This is a genomic window from Nocardia ninae NBRC 108245 (assembly GCF_007990755.1).
GTDB classification, from domain to species: Bacteria; Actinomycetota; Actinomycetes; order Mycobacteriales; family Mycobacteriaceae; genus Nocardia; species Nocardia ninae.
This window is the reverse complement of record NZ_BJXA01000011.1, coordinates 1-25,957: the sequence shown is the minus strand read 5'-3', so window position 1 is coordinate 25,957 and position 25,957 is coordinate 1. Positions and strand designations below refer to the sequence as shown.

Annotated in this window: 24 protein-coding genes; 6 read left to right on the top strand and 18 right to left on the bottom strand. The window is 68.1% G+C overall.

Annotated elements, in window-relative coordinates; all coding sequences use genetic code 11:
• Nucleotides 1-3 precede the first annotated feature (3 nt).
• Nucleotides 4-747, bottom strand: a complete 744-nt coding sequence (locus NN4_RS10885) for a zf-HC2 domain-containing protein (protein ID WP_186818365.1) — start codon at nucleotides 745-747, stop codon at nucleotides 4-6.
• Between the two features lie 130 nt (nucleotides 748-877).
• Between NN4_RS10885 and sigC the strand changes: the two genes are divergently transcribed.
• Nucleotides 878-1,444, top strand: coding sequence for an RNA polymerase sigma factor SigC (gene sigC, locus NN4_RS10880; protein WP_107658899.1), 567 nt, complete (start codon nucleotides 878-880; stop codon nucleotides 1,442-1,444).
• A gap of 5 nt (nucleotides 1,445-1,449) precedes the next feature.
• Here sigC and NN4_RS10875 read toward each other — a convergent pair whose 3' ends face one another.
• The 9 genes from NN4_RS10875 to NN4_RS10835 all read right to left on the bottom strand — a co-directional run bounded on the left by NN4_RS10875 (nucleotide 1,450) and on the right by NN4_RS10835 (nucleotide 12,599).
• The gene (locus NN4_RS10875; protein ID WP_246180816.1) at nucleotides 1,450-2,205 is read right to left on the bottom strand and encodes an ABC transporter ATP-binding protein; all 756 of its coding nucleotides are present in this window, start codon (nucleotides 2,203-2,205) and stop codon (nucleotides 1,450-1,452) included.
• Between the two features lie 29 nt (nucleotides 2,206-2,234).
• The gene (locus NN4_RS10870; RefSeq protein ID WP_147129811.1) at nucleotides 2,235-3,281 is read right to left on the bottom strand and encodes a FecCD family ABC transporter permease; all 1,047 of its coding nucleotides are present in this window, start codon (nucleotides 3,279-3,281) and stop codon (nucleotides 2,235-2,237) included.
• A complete protein-coding gene (locus tag NN4_RS10865; protein ID WP_147129810.1) occupies nucleotides 3,278-4,330 on the bottom strand; it encodes an ABC transporter substrate-binding protein in 1,053 nt (350 codons plus the stop codon). Before NN4_RS10865 ends, NN4_RS10870 begins: the two co-directional genes overlap by 4 nt.
• Nucleotides 4,324-8,718, bottom strand: a complete 4,395-nt coding sequence (locus NN4_RS10860; RefSeq protein WP_186818364.1) for a non-ribosomal peptide synthetase — start codon at nucleotides 8,716-8,718, stop codon at nucleotides 4,324-4,326. Before NN4_RS10860 ends, NN4_RS10865 begins: the two co-directional genes overlap by 7 nt.
• Entirely contained in the window at nucleotides 8,715-8,951 is a 237-nt protein-coding gene (locus NN4_RS10855) for a phosphopantetheine-binding protein (protein ID WP_147129808.1), read from the bottom strand. The genes NN4_RS10860 and NN4_RS10855 overlap by 4 nt, the downstream gene beginning before the upstream one ends.
• Nucleotides 8,952-8,956: 5 nt before the next feature.
• On the bottom strand, nucleotides 8,957-10,495 hold the full coding sequence (locus tag NN4_RS10850; RefSeq protein ID WP_147129807.1) for a long-chain-fatty-acid--CoA ligase: 1,539 nt from the start codon (nucleotides 10,493-10,495) through the stop codon (nucleotides 8,957-8,959).
• Entirely contained in the window at nucleotides 10,492-11,031 is a 540-nt protein-coding gene (locus tag NN4_RS10845; RefSeq protein ID WP_147129806.1) for an FcoT family thioesterase, read from the bottom strand. The genes NN4_RS10850 and NN4_RS10845 overlap by 4 nt, the downstream gene beginning before the upstream one ends.
• A complete protein-coding gene (gene scoE, locus NN4_RS10840) occupies nucleotides 11,028-11,888 on the bottom strand; it encodes a (3R)-3-[(carboxymethyl)amino]fatty acid oxygenase/decarboxylase (RefSeq protein WP_147129805.1) in 861 nt (286 codons plus the stop codon). The genes NN4_RS10845 and scoE overlap by 4 nt, the downstream gene beginning before the upstream one ends.
• Before the next feature lie 123 nt (nucleotides 11,889-12,011).
• On the bottom strand, nucleotides 12,012-12,599 hold the full coding sequence (locus tag NN4_RS10835; protein WP_147129804.1) for a TetR/AcrR family transcriptional regulator: 588 nt from the start codon (nucleotides 12,597-12,599) through the stop codon (nucleotides 12,012-12,014).
• A gap of 95 nt (nucleotides 12,600-12,694) precedes the next feature.
• Between NN4_RS10835 and NN4_RS10830 the strand changes: the two genes are divergently transcribed.
• Nucleotides 12,695-13,126, top strand: a complete 432-nt coding sequence (locus NN4_RS10830; RefSeq protein WP_147129803.1) for an STAS domain-containing protein — start codon at nucleotides 12,695-12,697, stop codon at nucleotides 13,124-13,126.
• Nucleotides 13,127-13,145: 19 nt separating this feature from the next.
• Here NN4_RS10830 and NN4_RS10825 read toward each other — a convergent pair whose 3' ends face one another.
• On the bottom strand, nucleotides 13,146-14,210 hold the full coding sequence (locus tag NN4_RS10825; protein ID WP_147129802.1) for a DoxX family protein: 1,065 nt from the start codon (nucleotides 14,208-14,210) through the stop codon (nucleotides 13,146-13,148).
• A gap of 200 nt (nucleotides 14,211-14,410) precedes the next feature.
• Here NN4_RS10825 and NN4_RS10820 point away from each other — a divergent pair, with 200 nt between their 5' ends.
• Nucleotides 14,411-14,695: a hypothetical protein gene (locus NN4_RS10820; protein WP_147129801.1), complete on the top strand. Its 285-nt coding sequence runs from the start codon at nucleotides 14,411-14,413 to the stop codon at nucleotides 14,693-14,695.
• Nucleotides 14,696-14,703: 8 nt separating this feature from the next.
• On the opposite strand, the gene NN4_RS10815 is transcribed toward NN4_RS10820, so the two are convergent.
• From NN4_RS10815 to NN4_RS10795, 5 genes are all read right to left on the bottom strand, one after another.
• Nucleotides 14,704-15,561, bottom strand: a complete 858-nt coding sequence (locus NN4_RS10815; protein WP_186818363.1) for an alpha/beta fold hydrolase — start codon at nucleotides 15,559-15,561, stop codon at nucleotides 14,704-14,706.
• 85 nt (nucleotides 15,562-15,646) lie between these two features.
• Nucleotides 15,647-17,296 carry a steroid-24-oyl-CoA synthetase gene (gene casG, locus NN4_RS10810; protein WP_147129799.1) on the bottom strand — a complete coding sequence of 550 codons (1,650 nt, stop codon included), beginning with the start codon at nucleotides 17,294-17,296 and terminating at the stop codon, nucleotides 15,647-15,649.
• Between the two features lie 17 nt (nucleotides 17,297-17,313).
• Nucleotides 17,314-18,354 (bottom strand): NAD(P)-dependent alcohol dehydrogenase, encoded by a 1,041-nt coding sequence (locus NN4_RS10805; RefSeq protein WP_147129798.1) that lies wholly within the window; start codon nucleotides 18,352-18,354, stop codon nucleotides 17,314-17,316.
• A complete protein-coding gene (locus tag NN4_RS10800; protein ID WP_147129797.1) occupies nucleotides 18,354-19,505 on the bottom strand; it encodes a serine hydrolase domain-containing protein in 1,152 nt (383 codons plus the stop codon). Before NN4_RS10800 ends, NN4_RS10805 begins: the two co-directional genes overlap by 1 nt.
• Nucleotides 19,506-19,515: 10 nt before the next feature.
• Nucleotides 19,516-20,883, bottom strand: a complete 1,368-nt coding sequence (locus NN4_RS10795; RefSeq protein WP_147129796.1) for a flavin-containing monooxygenase — start codon at nucleotides 20,881-20,883, stop codon at nucleotides 19,516-19,518.
• A 233-nt stretch (nucleotides 20,884-21,116) separates the two neighbouring features.
• Between NN4_RS10795 and NN4_RS10790 the strand changes: the two genes are divergently transcribed.
• Both NN4_RS10790 and NN4_RS10785 read left to right on the top strand, forming a co-directional pair.
• Nucleotides 21,117-21,746, top strand: coding sequence for a TetR/AcrR family transcriptional regulator (locus NN4_RS10790; RefSeq protein ID WP_147129795.1), 630 nt, complete (start codon nucleotides 21,117-21,119; stop codon nucleotides 21,744-21,746).
• 162 nt (nucleotides 21,747-21,908) lie between these two features.
• Complete coding sequence (locus NN4_RS10785) at nucleotides 21,909-22,682, top strand: DUF6319 family protein (RefSeq protein ID WP_147129794.1); 774 nt, start codon at nucleotides 21,909-21,911, stop codon at nucleotides 22,680-22,682.
• 1 nt (nucleotide 22,683) lies between these two features.
• Here NN4_RS10785 and NN4_RS10780 read toward each other — a convergent pair whose 3' ends face one another.
• Both NN4_RS10780 and NN4_RS10775 read right to left on the bottom strand, forming a co-directional pair.
• Entirely contained in the window at nucleotides 22,684-24,165 is a 1,482-nt protein-coding gene (locus tag NN4_RS10780) for a GGDEF domain-containing protein (RefSeq protein WP_147129793.1), read from the bottom strand.
• 86 nt (nucleotides 24,166-24,251) lie between these two features.
• A complete protein-coding gene (locus NN4_RS10775; protein WP_147129792.1) occupies nucleotides 24,252-24,818 on the bottom strand; it encodes a hypothetical protein in 567 nt (188 codons plus the stop codon).
• A gap of 170 nt (nucleotides 24,819-24,988) precedes the next feature.
• On the opposite strand from NN4_RS10775, the gene NN4_RS10770 reads away from it, so the two are divergent.
• A partial coding sequence (locus NN4_RS10770; RefSeq protein WP_147129791.1) for a galactokinase occupies nucleotides 24,989-25,957 on the top strand: 969 nt, incomplete at its 3' end.

The following is a 25,957-nucleotide window of genomic DNA, read 5'->3' as shown; positions in this document are numbered from 1 at the left end:
TCATCACGCGGCGGGATCCTGGGTCGAACGAAGGTGACGAGTGCGCCTGCCGAGCTGGGCACCCGCAGGCAGGACCAGATCGGTGGGGACCCGGTCGCTGGTCGGTGGCGAGGTGTCCGGGCGGCGGGTCCGGTGCACGACCACGACCAGCACCAGCGCGATCACGAGCAGGCCGTGCGAAAGCACCCGGGAAACCGGCACCACACCGGAGTACAGGTCGGACACGACGAACGCGCTCAACGCGGCGACCAGCACGCCCAACACCGGCAGCACGCCCGAGGCGGCATGCGGCCGCAGCGCGCAGTAGAGGAATCCGACGCCGATGGCCAAGCTCCACGCGGTGCTCTCGTTGAGCAGGTGGCGGGTCATCTCGGCGGCGTGGTGGTGGCTCATGCCGAAGTCGACCCCGGCCAGCTGGCCCAGCGCCAACGCGCACTGCAGGACACCGAGCAGGCCGAGCAGCATGCGGGCGGAAACGGCGCGCGAGGTCGGTACGGCGGCGCGCAGCCTGGACAGCCGCGACGGCTGCGGCCGCTCCAACTGGGCGGCGGCGAAGATCGCGTCGGTCAGGTCCGGCGCGTACGACGAGCCGGCGCGCAACCGCTTCGAGGTCTCCACCGCGGCGACGTACCAGGAGCAGCACTCGGCGCACTGCTCCAGGTGCTCGTCCACCCTGGCCGCGGGAACGGTTTCGCGCTCGCCGTCGATCCGGGCCGACAGCGCCGTCCGGCACACTTTGCACTCCACGTCCAGATTGTCGTCTATCCGGACACCGAAGTTCCCGCAGGTTGTCTTCGGTGGCAACGCTCACCGTGACGCGGATTACGGCCGCCGGGCCGGTCCCTTGCCGCGATACCCGCCGGTTATTGTCGACACCATGCCGACGCCCGCCGAGGATGACGAGACGACCCGCCTGGCACTGGCGGCGGCGCGTGGCGACCGGCGGGCACTGGAAGCTTTCATCCGGGCCACCCAGAAAGACGTGTGGCGACTGCTCGCCCATCTGACCGAGGTCGGCCGGGCCGACGACCTGACCCAGGAGACCTACCTGCGTGCCCTCGGCAGCATCAAGCGCTTCGAGGGCCGCGCCAGCGCGCGCACCTGGCTGCTGTCCATCGCGCGCCGCGTCGTGGTCGATCAGGTGCGGATGGCGGTGGCCAGGCCGAAGATCGCGCACGGCGTCGACTGGGCCGCGGCGGCGGACCGGCAGGTGCCGCGCCGGGACGGGCTGACCGAGATCGTCGAGCTCAATCTGCTGCTCGACGACCTGGCGCCGGAGCGGCGCGAGGCGTTGGTGCTCACCCAGGTGCTCGGCCTGTCCTACGCCGAGGCGGCGGCGGTGTGCGGCTGCCCGGTGGGCACGGTGCGTTCGCGGGTGGCGCGGGGCCGCGAAGATCTGGTCGCCGCGACGCGGTTCGGCGGCAGGCGACGCGCGCACGGCTGAGGCCGTCACAGCACAGCCAAAGGGTTTGCGGCGTAATGCAATCGGATGATTCCGTCGGCGTGCCTCGTCGCCGTGGCGTGTACACCGAACACCTCGCGGAGTAGTACCGGCGTCATCACCTCGAGCACCTCGCCCGCCGCGACGACGCCGCCGCGGTCGAGCACGACCAGCCGGTCACAACAGCGGACGGCGAGATCGAGTTCGTGCAGCACCGCGAGGGTGGTGATGCCGGTGGCGCGGATCAGGTCGAGCAGTTCGAAGCGGGCCCGGACGTCGAGATGGTTGGTCAGTTCGTCGAGCACCAGCAGGCGTGGTTGTTGCGCGAGGGCTCGGGCGAGCAGGACGCGCTGACGTTCGCCGCCGGACAGTGAACCGACGGTGCGGTCGGCGTAGGCGGTGACGCCGGTGCGCGCCATGGCGTCCGCGACGGCCTGCTGGTCGGCCGCGGTGTCCCGGCTGAACAGGGCGTGATGTGGATTGCGGCCGAGGCCGACCACTTCGGCGACGGTCGATTCCGGTGCGCCGGAACCGTTCTGGAGGACCGCCGCGGTTGTCTGGGCCGCCGTGCGTATCGACATGCCGGCGATGTCGGCACCATCGATCGCGATGATGCCGGTGGCGGGTTGGAGTGATCGATAGACGGTGCGCAGCAGCGTGGTCTTGCCGCTGCCATTGGGGCCGACCAGGCCGACGACCGCGCCGGGCGGGGCGTGCAGGGTCACCTTGTCCAGGACCGCGGTGTCGCCGAACGTGACACTCACTCCGGCAACCGACAATTCGGCCGAGGCGCTCATGCCGGCCCGCCGCCGCGGCGCAGCAGCCAGAGGAAGAACGGTGCGCCGAACGCCGCGGTGAAAATACCGAGCGGCAGCTCGTTGGGCGCGTCGACGGTGCGCGAAAGCAGGTCTACCGCAACCAGATACGCGGCGCCGATCACGGCGGACAGCGGCAGCACCCGCCGATGGTCCAGGCCGAAGCCGAGCCGGACCAGATGCGGAATCATCAAGCCGACGAAGCCGATACCGCCGGCCACCGCGATCAGCACGCCCGTCAGCAGCGAGGCCAGCACCAGCAGGACGATCCGGAGCGTGCGCACATCGACACCGAGCGCGGTGGCCTGCTCGTCGCCGGTGCCGAGCACATTGAGCCTGCGGCCGAAGGCGAGCACGATGGCCACGGTCACCAGCACCACCACGGTGACCGGCCCGAGCCGATCCCAGCTCGCTCCGGCGACACTGCCCATCGTCCAGAACATCACCGCCCGTAGCTCGTTCGGTGTGGCGCGCAATTGCAGGTAGTTGGTGGCGGCGAGCAGGAGGTAGCCGACCGCGACACCGGCCAGCACCAGCCGGGTGGGCACCAGGGTGCCGCGTTGCTGCCCGAGCAGGAACACCACCGCGATGGTCGCCACCGCGCCGCAGAAGGCCGCGGCGCTCACTCCGACCCCGCCGAGTACGCCACCCGTCGTGACGATGACGGTCACCGCGCCGAGTGAGGCACCGGAGGACAACCCGAGCACATACGGATCGGCCAGCGGATTGTTCACCAGCGCTTGCAGAATCACGCCCGCCACCGCGAGACCACAGCCGCACAGCGCGGCCAGAATCACCCGGGGGAGTCGGTAGTGCCAGACGATCTGGTCGACGGTGAAGCCGACATCCGGTGTCTTCCCGGATAAATGAGCCAGGATCACGCGGCCGGTGTCTGCGATCGAGACGGTGACCGAGCCCGCGGCGATCGACAGCAGCATCACGGCGAGCAGCACCGCGGCCGAGATCGTGAGCACGATCGGCAGCGGTGTCGTCGCCAACGGTGCACGGGTAGTGGTGCGGGTCATCGGAATTGCTCGGGGTGCACCAGGGTCGCTATGCGCCGCACCGCGACGTCGTTGCTCGGACCGAGGTAGATCGAATCGGACAGCACCGCATAGTTTTCGGTCCGTGCGGCCGCCCACTGCGGAAACTGCGCGAGTATGCGTTTGGCGACCGCGTCGATGTCGGGGCTGCGGTAGTTGACCACGACGAGCCCGTCGATCGGCGTCACCGCGAGTTGCTCCTTGCTGATCGTCACGAACGTGGTGCCGTCGTCGCGATCGAACGGGTTCACCCCGCCCGCCTTGCCGATCACGTCGTTCCAGATGCCGCCCGCCGCGATGGCGGAGAAGTCCGAGGAATCGCCCATGCCCATGCCGGGGAAGACGAGCAGCACGTTCTTCTTCGGTTGCCCGGCAACCCGGCCCGCCGTCTCGGCGATCGCACGCTGCGAGTCGGCGATCAGCCGTTCGGCCCGGCCGGGCACGTCGAAGATGGTGCCGAGATCGCGGAGCAGCGCGTAGCTGTCCTCGATCGTCGGCGTGCCGGTGACGGCACCCGTCACGCCGCAGTTCGCGCGGGGCACATAGGTATTGGCGCCCGCGGCGGCCAGCTCGTCCCGAGTCGCGAAACCCTGGTCGGCGGCGAAACCACCGCCGCCGGTGGAGATCACCAGGTCGGGGTGCTGGTTCAGCATGGCCTCGCGCGGGATGTCCTGGAGGCTGTTCGGGGCGATCTGGCCGGTCGGCAACGCGTCGATCGCGGCGGCCCGGTCCGGTACGTCGGAGGCGCCGTAGGACTGGGCGTTGGCCACTACGCGGTCGGCGACGCCCAGTGCGAGCAGCGCAGATACCTCGCCGACGGAACCACCGTTCATCACGACGACGCGCTTCGGTGCCTCGGTGAAGGTGTATGTCTTGCCGCAATTGTCCAGGGACACCGGAAATTTGGTGACACCCTCAGTTGCCGCCGCAGATGGCCGGTGGTCTGCCGCATCGGTGACCGTGGTCGTGCAACCGGTGACGGTGAGGGTGCTTGCCGCGAGTGCCAGCAGCAGCGCGCGTTTCATCAGCATGGGTGCCTCTTCGATCGTTGCGCCGCCACAGCCGGTGGCGGCGGAAGGAAACGGGTGTCGATCAGGTAGTCGATCCCGGCGAGGAGTGCCGTGACGGGATCCGGTTGCGGGAGTGCGGGATCGAGTGCGGCAGCGGAGTTGTCATGCCCGTAGCTGACGGCGCGGCCAGGGGGTGCCAGGTGCGTGGCGTGCGCGCGGGCTATGGTCAACGCATGGTCGTCTCGCGCGGACGCCTGGTCCGCCATAGCGGTCAACCGGGCGTGCCAGACCGGGCCGGGGATTGTGGCGATCGGGTAGCCGCGGTCACACAGTGCGTCGACGACGGTGGCGAATGTCAGCGGGTGGCGGCTGGTCAGGTGGTAGGTGGGGGCCGTAGGTCGATGGGCGACAAAGTGGGCGATGGCGGCGGCGACCCAGTCCACCGGTACCAGGTCGACGGTGCCCGCGTCGTAGCTCTCGTCCGGGACGGCTCCGAGCACGACCATCGCGCGGATCAGGCTCCAGAACGCGTCGTCCCGGCCGGAAACACCGGTTACCGAGTGGCCGCCGATGCGGCCGGGCCGGTACACCGTGGTCGGGACGCCGCGGTCGGCGGCGGCGTACACCAGGCCCTCCGCCACCCACTTGCTCGCGACATATCCGTTGTGCGGCAACGATGTTGCGGCTACCCGTCGGTCTTCGGAGAGGACCGGTGGGTTGCCGTCGACGGCGAACGCGGTGTCCACGGAGGAGACGAAGTGGACCGGTTTGGTCGTGCCGGTGGTCGCGAAACGCAGAATACGTTCGGTGCCTTCGACATTCGTCGGCCGAAGTCGGGAGTACGGCTCGAAGTGGTGGACTCGGGCGCCATTGTGGACGATCACGTCGATGGTGTCGGCCAGCTGTTGGTAGTGCGTCGGCGGAAGGCCTAGCCGGGGGCGGGTGAGGTCTCCCGCGATGGCCGTGACCCGGTTCCCCGGCGGGAAGTCGAGACCGTAACGCGTGCAACCAGATTCGATTCGGCGCAGTGCCGCGGCATCATCGTCTGCGCGGACCAGGCAGTACACCTGAAAGTCGGTACGTTCGAGTAGAGCAGCGAGCAAAAACGCGCCCAGAAACCCGGTCACGCCGGTCAGCAACACCGCGTGCGGCTGCGTCCCTGGTTCGGCGGTCGCCCGGATGTCGTCGTCGAGCCGGGTGTCCGCTTCGAGATCCGCTGCGGTCCAGGATGACCCGCTGTTCCGGCCGGATTCGAGGCGTTCGGCGAGCCCGGCGACGGTGGGTGTGTCGAACATGGCGCGCAGGTCCCACCGCACTCCGAAGGCCTCCCGGACACCGTTGAGCACCCTTGCCGCCCGCAACGAATGCCCGCCGCGCGCGAAGAAGTCGTCATCGATGCCCACCGACGCGACCTCGAGTGCCTCGGCAAACAATCGGGCCAGCGCGCGTTCGGTGGGCGTGCGCGGGGTTCGGTCGGTCGGTTCGGCGTTCGGCGGTGCGGGCAGCGCGGCTCGATCCAACTTTCCGTTCGTGGTGTGCGGCAAGCGATCCAGCGAGACATAGACCGACGGCACCATGTAGTCGGGTAGCCGACCGGCCAGGTGTGTGCGGAGGTGCTGCGCGTCGGGCGCACCCGCGCCGGGCGTGGGCACCACATAAGCGACAAGGACTTCGTCGTGGATACGCACCGCGGCCGCGCCGACCTGCGGGTGTGCGATGAGCGCGGCCTCCACCTCGCCGACCTCGATGCGATAGCCGCGCAACGACATCTGGTCGTCGCCGCGGCCCAGATACTCCAGATGACCGTCGGTGTGCCACCGCACCAGATCACCGGTGCGGTAGAGACGGCTGCCGTTCGCGCCGAACTGGTCGGCTACGAATCGCGTCGCGGTAGCGGCAGGCGCACCGAGATACCGCTGCCCGACCGGCATTCCGCCTACGTACAGCTCACCGACGACCCCGGGCGGCACCGGCCGCAGGTGTCGATCCAGGACGTGGCAGCGGCCGTTGGTGACGGGAGAACCGATCGATGGCGCGGTGTGCGTGGCGAGGGTGGTCCAGGTGGCATCGACCGTGCATTCCGTTGGGCCGTACAGGTTGTAGACCGAGATGCCCGGCTCGGCACGGAGCGCGATCCACAAGGCCGGATCGGCCGCTTCGCCGCCCAGCGCCAGCACCTCCGGACGATGTGCCCCGGCGTAGAGCCCGGCAGCCAGCAGTTCGCGCGCGAAAGTTGGCGTGACATCGAGAAAGTCGATGTGCTGCGCTCTGATGTAGCGCACCAGGCGGTCGGGGTCGCGGCGTAGGTCGTCATCGATGAGATGCAGCTCGTGTCCCGCGAGCAGCCAGAACAACCCTTCCCACGCGGTGTCGAAAGACATCGATGCGGTGAGTGCCGCGCGCATCCGCCGCCCATCTCGTGCCGCCACCGCGGGCTCGATGAGGTGCTCGCGATGGTGGTGGTACAGGTTCGCCACCGAGCCGTGTGGAATCACCACGGCTTTGGGAGTCCCAGTGGTGCCCGAAGTGTGGATTACCCAGGCCGGGTGCTCGGGATGCAGGCGGAGCGGGGGATGGGCGTGCGGAACTACCGGTAGGCCACCGTCATCCAGCACGACGGCTCGGTCGCGTAGTGCGGCGGGGATCTTCGTGGCCAGCGCGGTCATGGTCACGACGGCACTGAGCTCGGTTCCCTCGACCAAGCCTTGCAGGAGCGTCGCCAATCGCGCGTCTGGCTGTCCGGGATCGAGCGGGACATAGGTTGCACCGCTGGCGAGTACGGCGAACAGCGCCGCGATCGCATCGCTGGTGCGGGGAAGCAGCACCGCCACGGCGTGACCAGGGCGAGTGCCCGCTGCGGTTAGGGCGGCGCGTAATAGCCCTGTCCGGCTGTCGAGTTCGGCATAGGTGAGCACCTGCCGAGCGCCGTCGGCAGCGGTGGCCACGAGCGCCGTAGCCGACGGGGTGCGGTCCACCTGGGCGGTCAGCAAGTGATGCACCGTGCTGTCGTGCCGAGCACGTTCGGGGCCGCTGCTGTTGGCACGCAACCACTCTCGTTCCCCGGGCAGGAACAGATCGACCGCAGCGAGGGGCCGATCTGGCTCCGTCAGGAGGCGTCGGAGAAACGTCGTGAAGCGCTGCAGATGCGTCGCCAGCTCCGCCGCCGTGTACGAGCTCGGATGGCCGTCGAGATACAGCGTCGGCCCGGCGCCATCCATCCGGTCGTAGAGGTTGAAGACCAGGTCGTCGATCATGCCCGCGGTGACATTGCGGACCGTGCTGGTGCACGCACCGAAGCGCAGGTCGTAGTCGAACAGCATGATGTTGACCGACGGGCCGTACATACTGCGGTCGCTGCCGACCAAGCCGAGGTCGCGGCGCACCTGCTCACTGCGGTAGCGCTGATGACGGCGGCTGCGGACGAGCTGGCGCGCGACCTGGCCGGCCAGCTCGGTCAGCGTCGGGTCGTCCGCGAGATCGGCCCACAGGGCCACACCGTTGAGCGTCATGCACGGCACTCGCAACGCGGGCGTCCCGGTACGCAGCATCACCGGTAGCGCGAGACACACTTGCGCGGCGCCGGCCATCCGGTGCAGGTAAGCGGCGACCGCCGCGGTGAACACGTCGGTCCAATTGGCACGTGCGGCCTGTGCGACGCTCCGCAGCAGCGCGACGATCTCGGCATCGAGCGTGGTGAACTCTCGAAGTGCCCGGCCCGCAGCGGAAGTCGGCCGAGGCGCGGCACCGGACAAGGTGACCGGGGCCGGGCGATCGCGGAGGTAGTCGAGCCAAAATGCGCGATCGCGGTCGAGCTCGGGGGATTCGGCGTACGCGAGATCGGCCACCACTACCGCATCCCAATCCCCGAATGCATAAGGCGGCGAGGTTGTTCCGGCTACAGACGCGGTGTACAGCTCGGCAACCCGACGTGCGATCAGCGCCATGCCATAGCCATCGAGCAGGATGTGGTGCACCCGGTGATACCAGAGCGTCCGCTGTGTATCGAGCCGGAAGACGATGTGCGCGAAGAGCACACCATCGGTCAGGCTCACCGGCTGCGAGACATCCCGATCCATCAGCTCGAGCGCGGCGCGCAGCGGATCGGGCTCGCCCGAAACATCCACCACCTGAACAGCCCAGTCGAGTGATTCCGCGATCTGTTGCGGACCGTCCTCGACGAACCGAACGTGCAACGCCGCAGCCTCATCGACCACAGCCTGAATCGCGGCCACCAGCGCCTCGACCTCGGCCGGACCTGAAATCTCGACGTACTCGGCGATATTGAAGACCGCTGAGGCCGGATCCAGCTGCTGGCCGAGCCAGACGCCGAGCTGCGCGGCGGTCAACGGTCGCGCGGCCGAACCCACGGCCCCATCGGCTCCGTCGATTGCTCGGGCACGCGCGCTCACGGCGCGGACCGTGGAGCGAGCAGCGGCCACCAGGCGGTGAGGGTGGGGTTCTCGGCCAGGTCCACGAAAGCCGGTGCGGCACCGCGGGACTTCCACCGATCGATCAAGCCGATCAACCGCACCGAATCGAGTCCGGCGGCGAACAGATCTTCGGTGTCGCTCAATTCGTGCGGTTCGAGATACAGCACGTCGGCGATGTCCGCGCGCACGCTGTCGTAGGTGAGTGGTTCCATCGCGCTCAGTTGACCTGTCTGTCCCGGCCGGCCCAGAACCGGTCGCGCAGCTGCCAGCGCAGGATCTTGCCGCTGGGATTGCGCGGAATGCGGTCGACGAACTCGAAGCGCGCCGGAATCTTGAACCACGCCAGCTGCTCCCGGCAGCAGGTCATCAGCTCGCGCACCCGAACCTGCGCGCCGGGCCGGCACGTTACGAACGCGTGCACCGATTCACCGAGAATGTCGTCCGGCACACCGATCACCGCCGAGTCGGCCACGGCGGGATGCCGGGCCAGGGCGTTCTCGATCTCGGCGGGATAGATGTTCTCGCCGCCGACAATGATCATGTCCTTCAAGCGGTCTCGGATGTACAGGTAGCCGTCGGCGTCGACGTATCCGGCGTCGCCGGTGTGGATCCAGCCGTCGATCAGCGTTTCCGCGGTGGCCTCCGGCAGGTTCCAGTAGCCGAGCATGGCGGCGGGCGAGCGCAGGCAGATTTCCCCCACCTCGCCGGGTGGCCGCTGTGCACCGGACGCGTCGATGATCTTCACGGACACACCGGGATACGGCCGTCCTGCGGCGGCCAACCGCGGATTGCCTGCCGCGTGCTCAGCGGGCGGCAGACAGATCGCGGTGTTCCCGGTTTCGGTCAGCCCGTAGATCTGCGCGAACTCGGCGCCGAAGAGCTCCAACGCTTCCCGCAGCAGCGTCTCCGAAATGGGCGATCCACCGTAGACGACTTTGCGCACCGACCCGACGGCCTCCGGCGTCACCCGCGGTTCGCCGAGGATCAGCCGCAGCATGGACGGGACGACGCACATGGTGGTGATGTGGGCTTCCTCGATGATCGCCACCGCGGTGGTGCTGTCGAATCGCGGCATCGCCACATTGGTGATGCCCGCCGCGAAACCCTGCATGGCCCACCAGATGCCACCGACGTGAAAGCCGGGGATGCCGATGAGATTGCGGTCGCCGTCGCGGAAGTCAATCCAGTCCAGCCCGGCCTGCGTGAGTGCATCCGCGATGGCGAAGAAGCTACGTTGCGCCAGCACAACACCTTTGGGAAGTCCGGTGGTGCCGCTGGTGTACAGCTGGATTACCGCGTCGTCGCGACCCGATGGACGTTCGCCGGGAACCGGGTCGGCGACATCGGCCAGCCATCCGGCGAACTCGTCATCGTCCATTCGAACCGAGCGGACTTGTGGCGCGGCGGATCTCGCGATGTCGGCGGTATCGGCGTCGACCAGCACCAGCGCGCTGCCCGAGTCCCGGATGATGTGTTCGACCTCCGGCGCGGTCAGCCGGAAGTTGATCGGCACCAGCACCGCGCCGAGCCGCGCGCAGGCGAAGAACAGCGCGTAGTAGTAGACGGACTCCTTGCCGAGATACGCCACCCGGCTGCCCTTGCCGATGTCCGCGGCGTGCAAGGCACGGGCCAGTCGGATGCTGTCGGCGTGCAGCTGGGCGTAGTCGAGTCCTAGTCCAGCGCAGGCGATCGCCAGGGTGTCCGGACGATTCCGCGCGTGCTTCGCGAGGACCGAAGTCACCGTGGGGACACTCATCGCATCGCTCCCATCGGTTGCGCCACGTCGACGATGGCCAACCGAACCGTGCCCGCGCAGCGTCCCCCTGCGTCGTCCCAGCACCGAAACGACGTGTCCAACGAGGTGAACGGCGCACCATCGATCGAGCTGACGCGTTCCTGGCTACCGTCGAGGACGAACTCCCCGTAGAACCGCCGCGGATCGATCGGCCGCCGGAACTCGCTGTCCAGCCTGGTGATCAGGATGCCGGGCAGCTGGCGCCGCCAGTAGTCGTCCATGGTCCAGCCGCCGAACAGCGGACCGACGCGATGGCGCACCAGCACCGCGATGGTCTGGTAGAGCATCTGGTTGTAACAGATGTTCACCTCGACCGAGTTGAGGTGACCGGTCGCATCGATGTAGCAGGACTCGGCGATCTCGAACGTACCGGTGGCCGTTGCTTGTTCGCCCCGTGCCTCGACTGTCAGCTCGCGCAGATAACGGCAGTGCGGCTTGTAGCAGCGCAACACCTCCGACAGCAGCAACGGATCGTTGGCGAACACCTCCGCGGTCACGCCGGGATGCCTTCGTCGTCGTACACGGTGACCCGGTGCGACACCGCGGGCTCACAGGTGGTGTTGTGCAGCGCCCGGTGCACCAGGCTGCGGTTGTCCCAGATGAGCAGATCACCACGTTCGAAGGTCTGTAGCCGGATCGCCGGATGCTCGAAGGTGTCATCGAGTTGCCCGGTGGCGGAGAGCAATTCGTGCAGCAGATCGGGCCGGTCGGTGCCGTCGGCCGCGGTGACGGATTCGGTGAGACCCTCGCTGACGTACACCACCGGCTCCCCGGTGTGCGGGTGCGCGTGCACCGTCGGCAGCGTCACCGGCGGCGTCTTCCGCTCGATCTCGGCGAGCAACTCGGAGACGGGCCGGTAGACATCGCTCGGCCGGATCTTGAAGTAGCGGCGCACGCTGTGCGTCGCGACCGTATCGGCGACGGCCCTCCGCAAATCGGGGCTGAGTTCGCGGTAGGCGCGGGCCAGGTCGATGAAGTAGGTGCCCCGGCTGTGCGTGGGCACCACCTGGGTGTGGGTGAACGTCAGGTCGAACGGCCGTGCCATGAACTGGTAGTCCGAGTGCCAGAACTTTCCGGTCTTGGGCACGCCCACCCGCTGCCGGCCGGTGTCGACATTGGACGACACGAACACCTCGGGCACTTCCGGGTGGTGGTAGATCGGCTCGTAGTACCGGACCGGATCGCCGAAACCGCTTGCCAGCGCGACGAATTGGTGCGGGTCGAGCTCGATGCCCTTGAGCACCGCGATCCGCTCGCGGTACACGGCGCGCTTGACCGCACGGACATCGTCGGGCGAGGTGGGGTCGAAGTCCTCGACCACCACACCGAAATCTCCCTGCGGGCTGATCCGCATGGCTGTTCGCTGCATAACCACGTAGTCGGCCAACTACGCCCTGTAGTTCCCGGGTACCTCGTCGGCTGTGAGCCAGCCGACACTCAGGGTGACCGGTCGTCGGACTACGCCGAGCTCAGTGGGTCAGGCCGCAGGCTCGACGCGGTGACTGTCGATGAGGTTCCGCGCCATCGTTTGGGCACGTCGGGCCGCGTGCCGATCGCCTTCGGTGGCGGACACGATCGAGCCCTTCATCAGGATGTGCCAGGACCTGGCGAAGTCGTCGGGGTCGCGCAGTCCCGCCTCTTCGGCGCGGGACCGGACGACGCCGCGAATGTTGTTCAGGTGGTCGATGCTCGCCCGTCCGGCGGGGTGCTGCGGCCCCATCTCCAGCAGCACATTGATGAACGTGCACGCCTCGAAGCCGTCGGTGCCGAACCAGTCGTCGAGCACATCGAAGATGGCGAGCAGTCGTTCCTCCGCGGTGCTGCCGAGTCCGCGAGACCGTTGCTCGATCAGACCGAAGGTCCACAGCAGTTCGCGGCGGGCCAGCACCGCGAGGACCAGCTCGTCCTTGGTGTGAAAGTGCCGGTACAGCGTCGCTTTCGCGATGCTGGCCCTGGCGATCACCTCGTCGACGCCGACGTCTCGGATGCCACGCCGAGTGAACAGTTCGTAGGCGGCGGACAGGATCCGTTCGCGGGCACCGACAACCACGTCGTCGCTTGCCATCACGGTATAACCCTAACGCTGTACAGAGCTGTCGGGCCATGCTTCACTAGGAAGACAGGTCTGTCCCGTGTGGTGACAGACCGAGGAGTCGGCAAATGTCCCTCAATAACAACGAGCGGTTCTCCGGCCCGCCCCCGGACCGTTCGGTGCTGGAAGTTACTGAAGTTCTTCGTTTTTCGGTGTGCCGTCCGCGCCGCGATATCGCCGTGATGCTGGTGGTCGGCGAAATCGATCTGGGCACCGCGCCCAGTTTCCGTGATCAGCTCCGTCGACTGTTCGGTGACGGAGCCGCCATGGTCGTGCTCGACCTCTCGCCGGTCACCTTCCTCGGCGCGGCCGGCCTGCGGGTGTTGCTGGACGCGCAGTCCCAGGCCGAAAAGACCAGGCGCCGAATGGTGTTGATCACCGAGGCGCGCTGTGTCGAGCGCGCGCTGGAGGTGACCGGCTTGGCGCCCAGCTTCCACCGAGTGCGGTCGCTGGACGCCGCGCTGGCCGACAGCTCCGTGGGATACGAAGAGACGGCCTAGCTTTCGGCCTACTGCTAGCTCAGTTCAGCCTCTTCTCGACCCGATGCCGAGCGGTGTCGGCAAACCGGCCGCCGCGCTTGCGCGCGGTGTCGGCGAGCTCCGGGCCACGGTCGCGCGCGGTGTCCGCCAGCTCGGCGGCGCGCTCCCTGGCGACCTCCGCGTACTCCACCCCGCGTTCCCTGGCCAGCTCCGCCCACTCCGCGCCGCGGTGCTTGGCCACGTCGGCCAGCTCCGCGCCGCGTTCCCTGGCCAGCTCGGCCAGCTCGGCGCCGCGTTCACGAGCGAACTCGGCCCACTTCGGTCCGCGTTCCTTGGCCAGTTCGGCCCATTCGGCGCCGCGGTGCTTGGCCACGTCGGCCAGTTCCGCGCCGCGGTGCTTGGCGACATCGGCCAGCTCCGCGCCGCGCTCCTTGGCGACATCGGCCAGCGGAGCCGCGTGTTCCTTTGCCGCGGAAGCCCATTCGGGGCCGTGCTGCTGCACGGTCTCGGCGAGCTCGGAACCCTTGGCGGCCGCGGCGCTACCGAGACTGCCTGCCGCGGCGGCGACCTCGTGGGCGCGGCGCTTCAGCAGCTCGCCGGTCGCACCGTCGGAGGATCCGGTGAACGGCAGGGCCGCGGTGACCGTAGCCGCCGCATCACGGGCGGCCCGCTTGCCGCGCCAGCCGAGCGAGGGCTTGCCCTCGGTATCGGCGGCCGCGATCATCAGCCCGCCGAGCAACCCGAGATCCTTGAGGAACGCCTTGCGCTTGGTCGCCTTCTGCGCCGGATCCGGCTCGTTCCAGAAGTCCTGTTCGGTGACCGTGGCCGGGACGACGGTGGCCGCCAGCACCAGCGCGGCCAGGCGCGGCGCCTTGCCGAGGGCCAGCAGCACACCACCGGCTACCTGTGCGCCCGCGTTGATCCGTACGACGGTTCCCGGATCGCTCGGCAGCTTCGCGGCGTATTGCTCGGGCAGCTGACGCTGGCCTCGCTGCACCAGCTCGGTCGCCGCCTTCACTCGTGATTCCGGGCGTCGCAACGTATCGACACCCTCCACGACAAAGACAGTGGCCAAAAGCGGGCGGGCAAGTCGGCGTAACAACATGACGGATCCCTTTCCTCGACGGCTCTATTCGACCGGGTTCCCGGAAGGTGTCGCATCAAACCCGGTGGGCGGGGAGTAACGGGCGTATCGGACGTCGAATCTACACCGCGTAACAGCAATAATTTGGCTAACGATCAGCAGTGTGTGGATCCGAGGGATCCGCATGTCGTCGCTCAGCTGCCCGCCGGAAGGTACCGCCGATGAACACCGCCACGGCCCCAACGACTTTCGAGGCCATCGTGGCCCCGCTACCCGCCGCGCCCGGCTGCACCTTCCGTTTCGATACCGTGCCCTGCCGACATCGCGCCGAATGGTTCATTCGCAAACGCGGCTGCTGTCACGTCGAGGGTGTCGACTTCATGTGCGATACATGTCACACCCGCGTCCACTGGCTGCTCACCCTCGGCGTCGAATTCGAGTGCGCCGGTTGCGGTGTGCGCTCGGACAGCTTCACCGAGCTGTACCCGACCGCAGGGCCGCTGTAGGGCAGCGCTCAGGACCCGCCGACGGCCTTCGGGACCGTGGCCCGGCCGGTCGTCGCCAGGAAGTCGGTGATGACCGCGGTGACCCGCTCCGCGTCCTCCATCATCGGCAGGTGCCCGCAGTCGGGCAGCTCGACCGCCGTGTGGACGTGCAGCCTGCGATTGAGGCGGGCGCCCGCGCGGGCCGAGAGAATGCGGTTCTGCTTCCCCCAGAGCGTGCAGATGGGCGGAAAGTCCGGCGGCGGGTCGAACCGATCGAAGGCGGCATAGGCCGGGAAGTCCTGGACCAGGCCGTGCAGGGCGAACAAACGACCCCGATCGGACCAGTGGGCGCGCAGTCGCGGCGAATCCTGGAGCCGTTGCCGCTTGCCGCGGGTGCCGAGCTGGTTGGCCACGATCATCGACACGGCGCGGCCGGGCAACGCGAGCCTGCGGGCCAGCGGTCCCAGCGGCAGCCGAGCATCCGCCCAGGCGAGCGCCGCCGACTGCCCGGAGCTGACCGTGTCCCAGGTCAGCGGGTTGATCAGGACGAGCGCGCGTACCCGCTCGGGATGCCCCGTCGTGTAGCTCAGCGCGGTGGCGCTGCCGAGGCAGTTGCCGACGAACACCACGTCGGAGAGGCGGTGGGCGTCGAGGAACGCGCCGAGCATGTGCACGTAGTCGGCGAGGCGGTAGCCGTCCGCGGGTTGCTCGGACTCGCCATAACCGGGGAGGTCGAGCGCGAATACTTCGTGGTCGCGCCGCAGCACCGTCACCTGGTCGTCCCAGATATGGCGTTGGGTGCCCGCGTTGTGCAGGAAGACCACCGGCGCGCCGCTACCGGCCCGATCGAAGGCGACAGCCCTGCCCAGATGCTCGAAAACGTCCACAGCGACTCCTTGCGAGCGGCCGAGCGGCGATGCCCGATCCGTGCACAATTTTACGGGGTCGGCGGCGGCCTGTCCGAAGACTGCTTCATACTTCGATGCCGTTGCGAACGACCTTCCCTGTCGCATTGCGCGGTAGCGCGGTGGTGGTCAGGCGCCACCGCGCGGGCACTTTGTAGTAGGCGATCCGTTCGGCGGCGAAGGCGCGCAACTCCTCTTCGGTTGCCGCCGAAGCGCTTTCGAGAACGACCAAAGCCGCGACCGTCTGCCCGAGATCGGCGTCTGGCACCCCGATCACCGCGCATTCGCGCACGGCCGGGTGCTCGTCGAGGCACTGCTCGACCTCGGTGGGGTAGACGTTCTCGCCGCCGCGCAGGATGAGATCCGAACGCCGGCCGGACAATCGCAGCCTGCCCTCGGTGAGCACGCCGATATCGCCGGTGCGCAGCCAGCGATCCTCGGTGATCGCGGCTGCGGTCGCCGCCTCGTCGTCCCAGTAGCCCAGCATCACGTAGGTGCTGCGCAGGCAGATCTCGCCTTCGGTGCCGTCCGGTACGGGGTTGCCCGCGCTGTCGCGGACCTGCACGGTGGCCCCGATGACGGGGCGGCCCACCGTATCCGGGAACGCGGCGAGCTCGGCCGGACTGGCCAGGGTCGCCGCGGTACTGCACTCGGTGAGCCCGTAACTGGTGACCAGCGCGGTCCGCGCCACCGGAAGTTGTTCGCGCAGTTGCTGTTGCAGCGCGGCCGAGGACGGCGCCGAATTCAGCGAGAAGGAGGCCAGCGAGGACAGGTCGTACCGGGACAGGTCCTGGTCGAGCAGCCGGGTAGCCATGGTCGGCATGGCGCCCCAGTTGGTGATGCGCTCGCGTTCGATGAGGCGCAGCACCCGATTCGCGTCGTACGAGCCCTGGTAGAGGACGGCGGTATCGCCGGTCACCAGCCGAGGCACCACCAGGTTGTGCAGGCTGGCGATGTGGAACAGCGGCGAGGTGAGCAGGAACCGCCGCCCGCTCGGCGGTTCGGTCGCGCCGGTGAACTCGGCGGCCATCGCGTCGTTGAACAGGTGATAGCCGATGACCGCCACCACGTTTCGATGCGAATGCACCGCGCCCTTCGGTCGCCCGCTGGTGCCACTGGTGTACAGAATGACCGCCGGGTCGTCTTCGTCCACCTCCGTGCGCGGGACTTCGCTCCCACCGAATTCGGCGATCACGCCGGGCAACTCGTCTTCCATGGTGAGCACGGGCACTCGAATATCCAGCTCCGCCACCAGCGCCGCGCGTTTCGCGTCGACGACGAGTACGGCGGGCTGGGTGTGCTCGACGCCGTAGGCGATTTCGCGGGGCGTCCACCAGGCGTTGTAGCCCACCGCGATCGCGCCGAGGCATTGCGCCGCCCAGAACGTGACGACCCACTCGGGGGTGTTGGCGGCCAGAATGCCTATGCGGTCGCCCTTTCGGATGCCGTAGCGGTCGCGCAGCGCCGTGGCCAGCGCACCGACCGCCGCCGCGTGCTCGGCGAACGACATCCTGCGGACCTCGGTGACGAGATAATCGCGGGCACCCCAGGCGGTCGACGCCGCGAGCACGTCGCCGAGCGACTTGTCGCGGTGCCGCAGCACCGGCAGCGGCGCGCCGAGTACGTCCTCGACCACCATCTCGAAACGGCCACCGGGCCCGGTCAACCGGGCCGCCGCGGCCGCCGCGAACGCCTGCTGATCGAAAGGCTTTGTCATTTACCGCACTTCCTCGTCTACGGAACCAATACCGCGCGACCGGTGACCAGGCCGCGCTCCAGCCGGTCGAGCGCCTCGCGGCCGGCCGCCAGGTCGTACTGCTCGATCTCGACCGTGAGCTTGCCCGAGCGGGCCAGGGCGACGGACTCGATCAGGTCGGATTTGGTGCCGCCGTACGACTTTCGAACCGACGCACCCCACGGCCAGCCCGGCCCACCGGCGGGGCCCGCGGTGAGCTCCGGTGCGCCGCCGCCGAGGCCGATCATCCGGTACGCGCCGTTCGGGGCCACCGATTCCACGGCGAGCGTGGCCGTCTGATCGACGCCGACGAAGTCGAAGACCGCGTCGGCGCCGCGACCGTCGGTGCGGTCGAGAATGTGGCGGGCGGTGTCGGCGTCCGCGAGCAGGCCCTCGGCCGCGCCGCACCGGGCGGCCAAGGCGAGCTTGTCCGTGCCGACGTCGACCGCGATCACCCGGGTCGCGCTGGTCGCGGCCAGGATCTGTACCGCGACATGACCGAGACCGCCGATGCCGATCACCACCGCGACCGAGCCGGGTCGGAGGTGTTCGCGGGCACCGCGAATCGCGTGATAGCTGGACAGCGCGGCATCGGCGAGCGGGGCGGCCTGGCGGAAGTCGAGGTCGCCGATCGGCACGAAAGAGCTTGCCGGAATGCGGATGTACTCGGCCATGCCGCCGTCCGGACCGAGGCCGGGACACGGCGGCATCGCGGTGCGGCCCGCGGCCAGGCAGACATTCTCGTTGCCGGAAACGCATTCCCGGCACACGCCGCACGACCAGCACAGGTAGACGATGCCGCGTTCGCCGGCGGTGCGGCCGTCGACCTCGGCGCCGACCGCCTCGATGGTGCCCGCGACCTCGTGTCCGAGGGTCAGCGGTTCGTCGCGCAGCCGGAACGGGATGTGCAGCACATGCAGATCGGAGTGGCAGATCCCGGCCGCGCCCACCCGCAGCAACAGCTCGGTAGGGCCGATCTCGGGGACCGGAACCTCGCGCAGCTCCAGCACTCCCGGCTCGGTGAGTTGCAATGCCCGCATCACGTGCGAGCCTCGGCACCCACCGCGGTGAAGACCGCGCGCAGGTAGGCGTCGGCGCGGGCGGAGCCGATCAAACCCGGAGCCATCTTGTTCATGGTGTAGGCGAAGGTGATTCGGCGATCCAGGTCGTTGACGACGATGGCGCCGCCGAGCCCGGCCCACCAGCAGACCCGGCCCTCGGGTACCTCCGGTGCGGTCTGTCGCTGCGGTAGTCCGTAGCCGAGGCCGAAGCGCAGCGGCAGCAGCAGCGCCAGGTCGGGGCCGTCGGACTGCTGCTCGAAGATCAGCTCGATCGTCCGCTCCGACAACATCTTTCGCCCGTCCACCGTGCCGCCGTTGGAAACCAGCGACTGGATCCGGGCCACCGAACGGGCGTTGCCGTGACCGTTCACCGCACCGATCTCGGCCTGCCGCCAGGCGGCGCTGTTGGCCTCCTGAAGATCGAGCAGGGGACTGGTGAGGGTCTTGACCAGGATGCTCGTCTGGTCGAGCGAGGCCATGTCGAACTGCAGCATCGGTGGCGGTACCAGCGGCGCGATCCGGTGATGGTGTTCGGGGGCGGTGCCGATATGGAAGTCGGCGGCCAGCGGCTCGGCGAGTTCTTCGGCGAAGAACTGCCCGAGGCCGCGGCCGGTGATCCGGCGGATCACCTCGCCGACCAGGTGCCCGTAGTTGAGCGCGTGATAGCCCGACGCGGTGCCCGGCGTCCACCACGGTGCCTGTGCCGCCAGCCGCGCACTGGCCGCCTCGGTGTCGTAGATGTCGGCCAGCTCGATCGGTTGCTCCCAGCCGGAGACCCCGGAGGTGTGCCCGAGCAGCTGCCGAATCTCGATGTCGCCCTTGCCGTTCGCCGCGAACTCCGGCCAGTAGTGCGCGACCCGCTGCCGCACATCCAGCTCGCCACGGTCGACGAGCAGCAGGGCGGACAGCGCGGTCATCGTCTTGCTGATCGAGAAGACATCGACCAGCGTGTCCTCGGTCCACGGCACGGTGCGCTCGATATCGCGGTGCCCGCCCCAGATATCGACCACCGGTTCGCCGTCGACCGTCACGCAGATCGCCGCGCCGAGCTCCTCGCCTGTGGCCAGCTGGTTCGCCAATTCTGTCCGTACGCTTGCGAATTGATCGGCGCAAAAACCCGAAGTAGTCATCGTCGCTCACTCACGCATGCTCGAGGGCGCGGGCAGGCACCGGTAGCGCGTACCCCTTAGCCGCGGCACGCTTTGCGCCCCTTGCCATTTCCTTGTTCATGTCACGCACGTACGGCTCGAACTCGATTTGGATCGTGTGCCGCGGCGAGTCGTAGTAGCGCCCGGCCCTGCGCTGCTCGGCCGCACGGGTCGCCGCGTGCATCTCCGCTTCGCTGGGCGGCAGGTACTTGCCGGTGAGGTAGGCGGCGACCAGCTTGCTCTGCTGCTCGGCGAAGTTCACCAGCGTCGGCAGCGGTTGCGCCAGGCCCAGATAGAACAGGTTGTCCACGCCCGGCTTCATCATCTGCTGGAACAGTGGCATGCGGTTCTGCGCGTCCGGCACCAGGTTCGGATCCGCGAAGAACGGGAAGCTGATGTGGTAGCCGGTGGCGCAGACGATCACGTCCACCTCCTCGGTGCTGCCGTCGGCGAAGCGCACCCGCGGACCTTCCAGCGCCGTTATGGCGGGCTTGAACGCGATATCGCCGCAGCCGGCGCGGTGCAGGAACTCCTCGCTGGCCGACGGATGCGCCTCGAACGGCGCGTGATCGGGCTTGGGTAGTCCGTAGAACTCCATGTCACCGCGGAATTTCCGAACGAAGCGCTGCTTGAGTTTCAGGCTGACCTTGCGCGGAATCCACGCGGGCACACTCTGCTTGTCGCCGACCTTGCCGTGCACGTACTTCGGCAGCACCCACACCCCGCGACGGGCGGAGACGGTGAGCTTCGCCGCGACGAAGCGCTGCGACAGTTCCGAGGCGATATCCAGTCCGGAGTTGCCCATACCGACGACAACGACCTTCTTGCCGCGCATATCGACCGGATCGAACGGATCGTTGTAGGCGTGGCTGTGGATCAGTACGCCGTCGAATTCGCCGGGGTAGTCGGGTATGCGCGGATCCCAGTGGTGACCGTTGCAGACGATCAGCGCGTCGTAGTCGCGGGTGCGGCCGTCGTTCGCGGTGACGAGCCAGCGGCCGTCCGCCTGCCGCTCGGCCGCGGTGACCTTGGTGTTGAACAGGATTTTGTCCCGGAGGCCGAAATGGTCGACGTAATCCTTGAAGTACTGGAACAGCTGCGAATGGTGCGGAAAATCCGGCCAGCCCTCGGGCGCGGGATAGTCCTCGAATGCCAGGCGGAACTTGCTGGTGTCGATGTGCAGGGACTGGTAGCAGGCCGACATTCCGTTGGGATTCTTGAAGTACCAGTTGCCGCCGACCTCGTCCGAGGCTTCGAACACCTCGAAGGGAATGCCGAAGTCCTGCAGGCGTTTCGCGGCGGTGATCCCGGAGGGGCCCGCGCCGATGACGCAGACCCTGGGCAGATCGGTTCGAGTCATTCACTTGTCCTCGTGCTGGGAGGGAGTCACCAGCGGTGGCGCGCCCGGCGCCGAAACCGTCCGTCGCCGTGCGGCTTCGGGGGTGACGTAGGCAACAACGTAACACTGGCTAGACAGCGTGTCTAGTGAATGACGTATTGTCTAGTGAAGGCCGTGCGCGGCACGGGTATCAGTAGACTTGCTCCAGCGAAAGTCGCACGTCAGCACAACTTTCGACCGACAAGGGGTAGCCGTTGCGCACGAACTCGACGCCGACGGGCGGCAGCCTGCGGGAGGAGCAGAAGCAGCAGACCAGGACCCGGCTGCTGGCCGGGGCCAAGGAGCTGTTCAGCACGCGCGGCTACGCGGCGGTGCGGGTCGACGACATCGTCGCGGCGGTCGGGTGCAGCCGGGCCACCTTCTATCTGCACTTCACCAGCAAGTTGGAGATACTGCGCGCGATCGCCGAGCAGAGCACCGCGCCCACCGCCCTGCACTTCTACGAGGATCTGGACCGGGTGCTCGACACCGGCTCGCGCGCCGAATTCGTCGCCTGGGTGACCAGGGCCATCGACTGGTTCCACGAATACAAGGACCTGCTGCCCGCCTGGGACGAGGCCACCGCGCTGGAGCCGGAATTCCGGGAGATCGCCCGCAACGGCATCCTGGCGCTGCCCAACGCGATGACCTCCTACCTCGCCCGCTGGCCCGCCGAACGCGCCGACGAGGCGCGGCTGCGGGTGGAACTGCTTGTCGCCCAACTGGAGCGCTTTTTCACCCGCTGGGCGGTGCAGGGCACCATCAACGTCTCCGCCGAACGCGCGGCCGAGGTGCTCACCGATATTTGGTTTCCGGCGTTGCGCGCGCCGGTCGACGGCGACTGAGCGAACCGGCGATCGGGCGCCGGATGCGGCCGTAGCTCGATATTCGCTGGCCTCGCGAGAATCGTGTTCTGGGACTCGATTTCGTAGCGGCCTGCGAATCTGTCGGTGCGGTGCGGCATCATCTGTGCACGCAGCCATCCACGAATATTGCTCGGAGTCACCATGCCGTCGCCTAAAACCAAGCCCAAGCCATTGTCGGACAGCGAGATTCAGCGGATCGCCACGGATATCGCCGGTGGCCGACCGCCCATGGTGTGGTTCACCGCCGCCGCGGTGGGCGTGCCGGAAGGACGGTCGGGAAAGGTGATCTCCCTCGGCGACCCGGCCGACGGAGACTTCCTGCAGGTCCGGCCCACCGGATCGAAGGATGTACTGTCCTTTTCTCCGACAGAAGTGACGTTGACCAAGCCGCCCCGCGGGGCGGCGCCTGTTTCCACTGCCCAGCCGAAGTCGACAACCAGGAAGGAATCACCCGTGACCCAGCCGTCGACCTTGACGAGCACTGCGACACCACCCACCCCCAGTTCTGTCACGCCGCCACCGGTCGTCCCGAAACCCGTTGCGAGCACGCCGGAATCCGACGATCAGGACGGCGGTGCGAGCAAGCCCGCCGCCAAGTCCACCCCGGCCCCGGCGAAGGCCGCCAAGGCTCCCGCCCGGCCGAAGGCGAAGACGGCGGAGGTCACCGTCACCCTGACCGGCACCGCCGACGGCGAATGGTCCGTCGACGTGGTCAGCGGCAAGAAGCGCGCCGTGCGCGGGCTCGCGGTGCCGAGTTCGGCCGTGGCGCAGGCCGCCAAGATCCTGCACCCCGAGGTGGCCGACGTGGTGGCCGGCATCCTCGACGCGGCCAGGGAGGCGCAGGAGGCCAAGGTGCAGCAGTTACAGGCCGAGCTGGAGGCCGCCAAGCGCCTGCTCGACGAACTGGTCGACTAGCTCAGACCGCGGTGCTGGTGGACCTGGGGCTCGCGCGCCAGATCCGCCGGCCCGGCTCGGTGGCGGCATGCCGCGTCGGGTCGTTCGTCATGTGTCGCACGGGGGAATCGGGCGCGTGCCGCGCGTCGTCGTGGAACGCGTAGCCGAGCGAGTATTCCTTCGCGTGATACATGGCCGAATCCGCATCTCGGATGAGGTCGTAGACGGTCGATTCGGCGCTGCGCGGGCTGCCGCAGGCGATGCCGATGCTCGCGGTGATCGGGATCTCGCCCGCGCTCAGGTCGAACGGCCGGACGAACGCGCCGAGCAGCTGCTCGGCGAGCGTGGCGGCCTGCTGCCGGTCGAGCGGGGACAGCACCACGAATTCGTCGCCGCCGTAGCGCGCGACCACATCCTCGCGCAGCACTACTCGGCGAATTCGCGAGGCCGCGTTCGCGATCAGCTCGTCGCCGACCGCGTGCCCGTAGCTGTCGTTGACCATCTTGAAGCCGTCCAGGTCGATGAACAGCAGACACAGCGGCTGTTCGGCCCAGCGTTCGCTGTTGCGGTTCAGCGCGCGTAACAACGCCGATCGGTTCAACAGCCCGGTGAGCACGTCGTGGTCGGCCTGGTACTGCGCGCGCCGCTCGCTGCGGGAGCTGCGCACGATGGCGCGCTCACTGCGGACCAGCACCCCGATGAGCAGCAGCGCGAACAGCGACGACACCACCACTCGGTTCAGCGGGTCCAGCGAGGAGCCGACCACCGGCACCAGCGAGGCCACGATCAACGCGACCGCGATGAAGCTGGCGCGCTGACGCGAGTGATGTGGATGGATCTCGCGCGGCGTACCCAGACTCGTCATCGTCGGGTGCAGTGCCGCGACACCGACGATCGCGTACGCCGCCAGCAGCGGCGCCACCTGGATCTCGCGGCTGATCGCCGCGGTGCCCGCCGCCGTCATGTTGTCGGCCAGATCGCCGAGCAGTGCCGCGATCAACCCGAGATGGATCAGATCCAGCGAGGTTTCCGAGCGGGTCGAGGTGGCCACCGAATGCGCGACCAGCGTCAGCAGCAGCGCGTCCAGCACCGGATAGGTCGCCGCCACCATCGTCTTCAGCACCGTGTCGTGCGACTGGAGGATTGGTGAGATGAGGAAAGTCCAGGACGCGAGCAGCGCGCCGAGCCCGATCAACCCGGAGTCCAGCAGCAGGTCGTGATTGCCGCGAGTCTGGCGCGGGCGCAGCCAGATCAGCGCGGCGAGGCCCACGGTCAGGTACCCGAGCAGGGTGAACGCGTCATTGAGCCAGTGGTCGGCTTCGCGCAGCGCCACCCCTGTCGCGGACAGCACGGCCGAGGCCGACAGCAGATACCAGGGCAGGGGACGGCTGGGCCGGTGCGTCCAGAGGCCGAAGCCGATCATGGTCAGCGTGCCCGCCAGGATGGCCGTCAGCGTGAGATACGACAGCAGCGGGGAATCGACCCACAGGTGGAGCGCGATCATGGCCGCGCTGCCTCCGAGAAGCAGTGCATACCATCGTGTTCGGAGCAGGTATCGCCGCTCCGACTGCCGCTCTGCGCTGACTGCCATCAGCCCCCCTTGGTCGCTCCATCCCCTGTGAACCAGGCTCGGTAGAAGGTTAATGAATCCTCCACCGAGACCTCGAGATTCGCTGCGTCGAGCACCGCCTGTACACATTCGGTGAACCAGAACCGAGTGTTGTTGTACGAGCAGACGTCCCAACCGACCGCGGCACGGTCGGCAACCAGAACCTGGACAACTGACTCGATCATGGCACGAAATGCGGGTCCTTGTCGCGCACTTGGCGCAACAAGGGTGATACCGACGTAATAGATCGCGTCGCGCGCCGCGTGCTCCGGATATCGGGCGGTGAGATATTCCGGACTGATCCAGGAGATGGTCTCGAGGTGGTTGGTCAAGGTGGTCAGCCCGATCGGCTCCCCGACGTCGTTCCATGCGACGTGTTTGTCCACCCTGGGATCGACCATTTCCGCATGGAATTCGTCGGGGTCCAGCACTTGCTTGACGATCGTTTTAGTGCGCAGCGGCCCGAACGACTCCTCGTAAAGGCGGTGAAATATCGCTATCTGGTCGTCCGGGATCTTGGTTTCGACGGTGATGCGCAGGTCGTTCATGGGGGTAACTCCAGGACTTCCAGGCTTGCGGGGATCTGAGCCTGTTCGGTGTTTCGACTGTGCATCATGGAACGCGAATCGCGCACCTGCGGCGGCCGAAAGCAGTGCTCGTGCGGCGTGTCTCGTAACGTGGGGCAGGGCAACCGGACTCGACAGACAGCGAGGGGCAAGTGCAGAAGTGGGTGGCACCGGGGCGGGTCAACATCATCGGCGAGCACACCGATTACAACGACGGCTTCGTGCTGCCCATCGCACTGCCGCTGGTGATGGAGTGCGCGGCACGGGTGCGCGTGGACGGGCAGGTGCGGGTGGTCTCCCGGCAGCGGCCCTCGGAGACGGTGCTGGTCGAGGTGGCCGAACTCGCGAAACGCCGGGACGGGGTGCCAGGCTGGTCGCGGTACGCGCTCGGCGTCGTCGCCGAATTCGTGCGACGCGGTCACGAGATCAGCGGGGTCGAGCTCGAGTTGGACGGCGCCGTGCCGATCGGCGCCGGGCTGTCGTCGTCCGCGGCGCTGTCCTGTGCGGTGGCCATCGCGCTGCGGGATCTGTTCGCGCCCGCCGTCACCGATCGTGAGCTGATCGACCTCGCCCGCGCCGCGGAGAACGGTTATGTCGGCGCGCCGACGGGTTTGCTGGACCAATCGGCCTCGATCCTCTGCACGGCAGGGCACGCGCTGTTCCTCGACGTCCGGCGCTTCGCCGCCGAGGCCACCGATGCGGATGCGAATACTGGTGCGCACGAACAGATTCCGTTCGATTTGGCGCGATTCGAACTGGAGCTGTTGGTGATCGATACCGGCCAGCCGCACGAGCTGGTCGACGGTGGCTACGGCGAGCGCCGCGCCCAATGTGAAGCTGCCGCCGCGGAACTCGGTGTGCCCGCCCTGCGCGACGCCGATTCGGTGGCCGCGCTCGCCCGGATCACCGATGTGGTGTTGCGCCGACGGGCGCGACACGTGGTGACCGAGAACGCCCGAGTGTTGACAGTTGCGGAAAAATTGCGGAGTGGTGCCGACCCGCGTGCCATCGGGCCGGTGCTCACCGAGGGACATGCCTCGCTGCGGGACGATTTCGAGGTGTCGACGCCCGAGCTGGATGCCGCCGTCGCCGCGGCGATCGCGGCGGGGGCGCACGGCGCG

What these genes read in the sequence shown, in the direction of transcription:
- sigC (WP_107658899.1), top strand. Translation starts at nt 878, where the DNA reads ATGCCGACGCCCGCCGAGGATGACGAGACGACCCGCCTGGCACTGGCG.
- NN4_RS10870 (WP_147129811.1), bottom strand. Translation starts at nt 3,281, where the DNA reads ATGACCCGCACCACTACCCGTGCACCGTTGGCGACGACACCGCTGCCG.
- NN4_RS10865 (WP_147129810.1), bottom strand. Translation starts at nt 4,330, where the DNA reads ATGCTGATGAAACGCGCGCTGCTGCTGGCACTCGCGGCAAGCACCCTC.
- NN4_RS10855 (WP_147129808.1), bottom strand. Translation starts at nt 8,951, where the DNA reads ATGGAACCACTCACCTACGACAGCGTGCGCGCGGACATCGCCGACGTG.
- NN4_RS10850 (WP_147129807.1), bottom strand. Translation starts at nt 10,495, where the DNA reads ATGAGTGTCCCCACGGTGACTTCGGTCCTCGCGAAGCACGCGCGGAAT.
- scoE (WP_147129805.1), bottom strand. Translation starts at nt 11,888, where the DNA reads ATGCGGATCAGCCCGCAGGGAGATTTCGGTGTGGTGGTCGAGGACTTC.
- NN4_RS10835 (WP_147129804.1), bottom strand. Translation starts at nt 12,599, where the DNA reads ATGGCAAGCGACGACGTGGTTGTCGGTGCCCGCGAACGGATCCTGTCC.
- NN4_RS10830 (WP_147129803.1), top strand. Translation starts at nt 12,695, where the DNA reads ATGTCCCTCAATAACAACGAGCGGTTCTCCGGCCCGCCCCCGGACCGT.
- NN4_RS10825 (WP_147129802.1), bottom strand. Translation starts at nt 14,210, where the DNA reads ATGTTGTTACGCCGACTTGCCCGCCCGCTTTTGGCCACTGTCTTTGTC.
- NN4_RS10820 (WP_147129801.1), top strand. Translation starts at nt 14,411, where the DNA reads ATGAACACCGCCACGGCCCCAACGACTTTCGAGGCCATCGTGGCCCCG.
- casG (WP_147129799.1), bottom strand. Translation starts at nt 17,296, where the DNA reads ATGACAAAGCCTTTCGATCAGCAGGCGTTCGCGGCGGCCGCGGCGGCC.
- NN4_RS10805 (WP_147129798.1), bottom strand. Translation starts at nt 18,354, where the DNA reads ATGCGGGCATTGCAACTCACCGAGCCGGGAGTGCTGGAGCTGCGCGAG.
- NN4_RS10800 (WP_147129797.1), bottom strand. Translation starts at nt 19,505, where the DNA reads ATGACTACTTCGGGTTTTTGCGCCGATCAATTCGCAAGCGTACGGACA.
- NN4_RS10795 (WP_147129796.1), bottom strand. Translation starts at nt 20,883, where the DNA reads ATGACTCGAACCGATCTGCCCAGGGTCTGCGTCATCGGCGCGGGCCCC.
- NN4_RS10785 (WP_147129794.1), top strand. Translation starts at nt 21,909, where the DNA reads ATGCCGTCGCCTAAAACCAAGCCCAAGCCATTGTCGGACAGCGAGATT.
- NN4_RS10780 (WP_147129793.1), bottom strand. Translation starts at nt 24,165, where the DNA reads ATGATCGCGCTCCACCTGTGGGTCGATTCCCCGCTGCTGTCGTATCTC.
- NN4_RS10775 (WP_147129792.1), bottom strand. Translation starts at nt 24,818, where the DNA reads ATGAACGACCTGCGCATCACCGTCGAAACCAAGATCCCGGACGACCAG.